This window comes from Atribacterota bacterium (genome assembly GCA_028717805.1).
In the GTDB taxonomy this organism is placed as follows: Bacteria; Atribacterota; Phoenicimicrobiia; order Phoenicimicrobiales; family Stramentimicrobiaceae; genus Stramentimicrobium.
In genome coordinates, this window is record JAQUNC010000082.1 from 1 (window position 1) to 3,737 (window position 3,737).

Annotated in this window: 6 protein-coding genes; 5 read left to right on the forward strand and 1 reads right to left on the reverse strand. The window is 35.8% G+C overall.

All coding sequences use genetic code 11. The features are described 5' to 3' along the window. The coding region (locus PHD84_10620; protein MDD5638248.1) for a 4Fe-4S ferredoxin at positions 1-389 on the reverse strand (389 nt) is incomplete at its 3' end. A 273-nt stretch (positions 390-662) separates the two neighbouring features. Between PHD84_10620 and PHD84_10625 the strand changes: the two genes are divergently transcribed. From PHD84_10625 to PHD84_10645, 5 genes are all read left to right on the forward strand, one after another. Next, entirely contained in the window at positions 663-1,208 is a 546-nt protein-coding gene (locus PHD84_10625) for a nitroreductase family protein (protein MDD5638249.1), read from the forward strand. 25 nt (positions 1,209-1,233) lie between these two features. After that, complete coding sequence (locus PHD84_10630; protein ID MDD5638250.1) at positions 1,234-2,490, forward strand: patatin-like phospholipase family protein; 1,257 nt, start codon at positions 1,234-1,236, stop codon at positions 2,488-2,490. A gap of 41 nt (positions 2,491-2,531) precedes the next feature. Then, a complete protein-coding gene (locus tag PHD84_10635; protein MDD5638251.1) occupies positions 2,532-2,798 on the forward strand; it encodes a hypothetical protein in 267 nt (88 codons plus the stop codon). After that, positions 2,711-3,469, forward strand: coding sequence for an aldehyde ferredoxin oxidoreductase N-terminal domain-containing protein (locus PHD84_10640; protein MDD5638252.1), 759 nt, complete (start codon positions 2,711-2,713; stop codon positions 3,467-3,469). Before PHD84_10635 ends, PHD84_10640 begins: the two co-directional genes overlap by 88 nt. Before the next feature lie 50 nt (positions 3,470-3,519). After that, positions 3,520-3,737, forward strand: a 218-nt coding sequence (locus PHD84_10645) for an aldehyde ferredoxin oxidoreductase C-terminal domain-containing protein (GenBank protein MDD5638253.1), incomplete at its 3' end; no start/stop codon positions are given.

The following is a 3,737-nucleotide window of genomic DNA, read 5'->3' on the forward strand; positions in this document are numbered from 1 at the left end:
CCGTGAGAAAAAGCATGTTCACTAATAAAATTAGCTGCGGCAATAATCTTAAAACCCTGGTGGCTCATCATTTTAGACAATTGTTGCAAGGTTATTCCAGCACTGATGTTGCCATATGTTACTACCAGAACCATAGCATTATTATTCCCTCTAATTTTCCAGAGTGCCGGGTATAAAATACTGGGTATTCTCTCTTCATAAGTAGGTATTCCCAAGATAACCGCTTCATTGGCGTTAAGGTTAAATTCAAAATTGTGACGTTGCTCGAGTGAGTTAAGACTAATAGTCCTCTGTTCAGAAATACCCCATCCTTTGGCGACAGCCAGAATAATCTTTTCAGTAGAGTGGGTTGGTGAAAAATATATCTTTAATAATTTATTAATAAGCAAAACAAGCTCCCCAAAAATTTAATGTTTTAACTCATTGCCATGAACTAAAAAGCCACTTTTTTATTTTAATGCAGTTATTTACTTTAGACAAGGGAAGGACTAAAATATTATACTCAATTATTGCAGAAAAGATAGAATGTAGGAGAATAATCTATTTTTCTCTGTAATTGATGATCTGAGTAATATGATCAGGATAAACCAAAGATTAATTTCAACTGATCTAAATAGCATGAGTCAAAATAAATAGTATAATAATAAAAAAGGAGGACTGAAATGTTATCATTGATAAAAGAAAGAAGAAGTATTCGCATCTTCCAAGATAGAGAAATAGAGCCGGAAAAAATTAACCAGATTATTCAAGCGGCTCTTTTATCTCCATCATCAAAGAATAACCATCCCTGGAAGTTTATTGTTATTGATGATAAGGCAATCCTTTCCAGATTATCCCAAGCAAAAGAACAGGGATCCAAATTTTTAGCAAAATCATCTCTCGTCATAGCGATACTGGCTGATCCTAAACAATCTGATGTCTGGGTAGAAGATGCTTCCATTGCTGCAACCTTAATTATACTCACAGCCCAGCACTTAGGTTTGGGTAGTTGCTGGGTACAACTTAGAAAAAGACATACTTCCACCGGTCAGGATTCAGAAGAATATGTAAAAGGCTTATTAAAAATCCCGGATAATTTGCGTGTTTTATGTCTGGTTGCAATAGGTTATACCGGTGAAATTAAATCAGAAAAGAACATTCCTAAACAAAAATTGGATGATATTTTTCTAAACTATTATGAAAAGAAATATAGTTCTGTGGAACAATAGGTAGAGAGATAGAAAAGGTATTATTATGAAAGAAGAATTTGGACTGGTTTTAGAGGGTGGAGGTGCCAAGGGTGCTTATGAAATAGGTGTCTGCAAGGCACTTACAGAGATGGATGTTAAGATAACCGGAGTTAGCGGCACCTCTGTGGGAGCCTTAAACGGTGCCATGGTGGCTCAGCATGAAATTGATAAAGCTTACCAGCTTTGGCATGATGTTCATCCCTTGCAGGTTATGAATATTGATGCAGAGAGATTACAAAAATTAGTTCATTTAGAAATAAAACCGGATGATATTAAATACTATTTAAAGATGTTGGGGGAAATTATTGCTGAAGGTGGGATTGATGTTACTCCTTTACAGAAGTTAATTAAAAAACATGTTAATGAGGAAAAGCTGCGTAAATCTGATATAATTTTTGGCATGGTTACGGTATCCTTTACCGATCGCAGGGCACTGGAATTATTTGTAGAGGACATTCCCGAAGGTCAGATTGCCGATTATCTTTTTGCCAGTGCCAATTTTCCGCTTTTTCGTTCGGCTAAAATTGGTGATAAGATCTATTTGGATGGTGGAATCTACGATAATCTACCCATTCGTATGCTGGTTAAAAAGGGTTATAAATCCTTAATTACGGTCCAGGTTGGTGGAATGGGGAGAAAGAGGAAAATAAAATTAGATAATTTCCATGTTATCAATATTGAAGCTAAAGAAAACTTGGGAGGACCATTAAATTTTAATGCTGAAAAAGCAAGGCAAAATTTAAAATTAGGTTATTTTGATGCGTATCGAGTTATGAAAAATTTAGCAGGCCAGTATTATTATATTAATTTAGAACATCAAGAAGATTATTTTGTTGACTATTACAGTCATCTTAGCTCTGAGCTGGTAGTAAAAGTAGCTAGAACCCTTGGTTTGAAGGAAAATATTCCCTATCGCAGACTCCTCTTTGAAAAAGTATTACCCAGATTAGTAGAAATATTGAAATTACCAGAAGATAGTAGTTATCAGGATATTGCTCTGGCACTGGCCGAAAAGATTGCCCTGGAAGTTGGATTAGATAGGTTTCGTATCTATTCTTTTTCAGATTTAATTGATTGCCTTACTAAGAAATATAATAAGAGAAAAAAAATTGATGAACAAAAAGAACACAGTTTGATTTCTCATTTTGGATTTCTTTCCTTGTTTAGCGGAGATAATATTTTGAAAAAATTAGTACAGAATCTGCTAAGTGAAGAGATAATTAGTTCCTGGAAAGAAATCCAGAGTAAAAAAGAAGATTAAAAGTTACCGGTGTAGAGAATATATGAAGAAAAATTAGCAATGTGGTGCAGAAAAAATTAGAAGATTTTTATCAAAAAGTTCTCCTGGTGGATGTAAGTTCCGGATTTTATAGGATTGATCATTTTAAGGTAGAGGAATATTTTGGCCCACCTGATTTAGGTTTATTTTTAGCCGGTAAATATAATAGTTTAAACATTGGTACTGGCTTACTAGCAGGTTCATACCTGGTTCCAATAGACTCTTTTTCAGTGGATTTTCTCCTTGCTGGAGTGGGTTTTATATTTCTTCTATGGGAGGCGCTGGTTTAATTTTTGATAATCTTGGCCTTAATATGCTGTCCATTGTGGGTCGGTCGAATACCACTTCAGTTTTATATCTGAACCGTATTCATGGTGAGGAAATTAAGGTAGAGCTATTTCCAGTAGACATACACAATATCTGGCTGCAAGAAGAAGGTGGAGTTTATGCCCTGATGAATTATGTGTTTGAAAGGTATGGCCAGTTATTTGACCACGAACCTCGTATCCTGACTACCGGGCCTGCCTCAGCGATAACAGATTTTGGAGCAATATGCTCGGTTCCTATTCAAAATGGGAAATTAACTGCTGTGGATACCTGGGCTGGGAGAGGCGATTTTGGCAGCAAGATACTAAAACAGCATAATATTGCAGTGGTAATTTATGGTGGCACATTTATAGATGAAGATTTTAGAGATAGGAAGGTAGCGGATCAATGGTTTGAAAGTAAGTATCAAGAAAAGATGGCAGCAAAAGATATTGAGTCAACTGCCAAGTATTGTTTTGAGAAAAATTTTGGTACCGGAGGTACTTTTGGGGTTAATTATGCCACCGTCAAGGGAAGTATGCTAGCTTTAAATTATCGTAGCATCTATATGAGTGAAGAGGAACGACTGAGCATCTATTCAGAAATATATAGTAAACAATTTATCTCAGGCAATTTAATGAAGAGATTATTCTGAAAAAGTCCCAGAAAAACTGCTGAGAGCCTTGTGCTGCTGTTTGTAAGAAAATGATGAACATCTACAAAAAAGATTACGAGCCCTATCAGGCTTTAGGTCCCTTATGTGGAATATTTGATCAAAGGGCAGCTGAAAAATTGGTACGACATGCCGATAGTTATGGATTTGATGCTATCACTATTGGAGGGATACTAGCCTGGCTCATGGATTGTCTGGAGAAGGATTTATTATCTCCAGCTGATCTGGGCTTAAAGGATAAACCAATATT

Excerpts from the sequence above, each read along its gene's own strand:
- PHD84_10625 (MDD5638249.1), top strand. The coding sequence starts at position 663 with ATGTTATCATTGATAAAAGAAAGAAGAAGTATTCGCATCTTCCAAGAT.
- PHD84_10630 (MDD5638250.1), top strand. The coding sequence starts at position 1,234 with ATGAAAGAAGAATTTGGACTGGTTTTAGAGGGTGGAGGTGCCAAGGGT.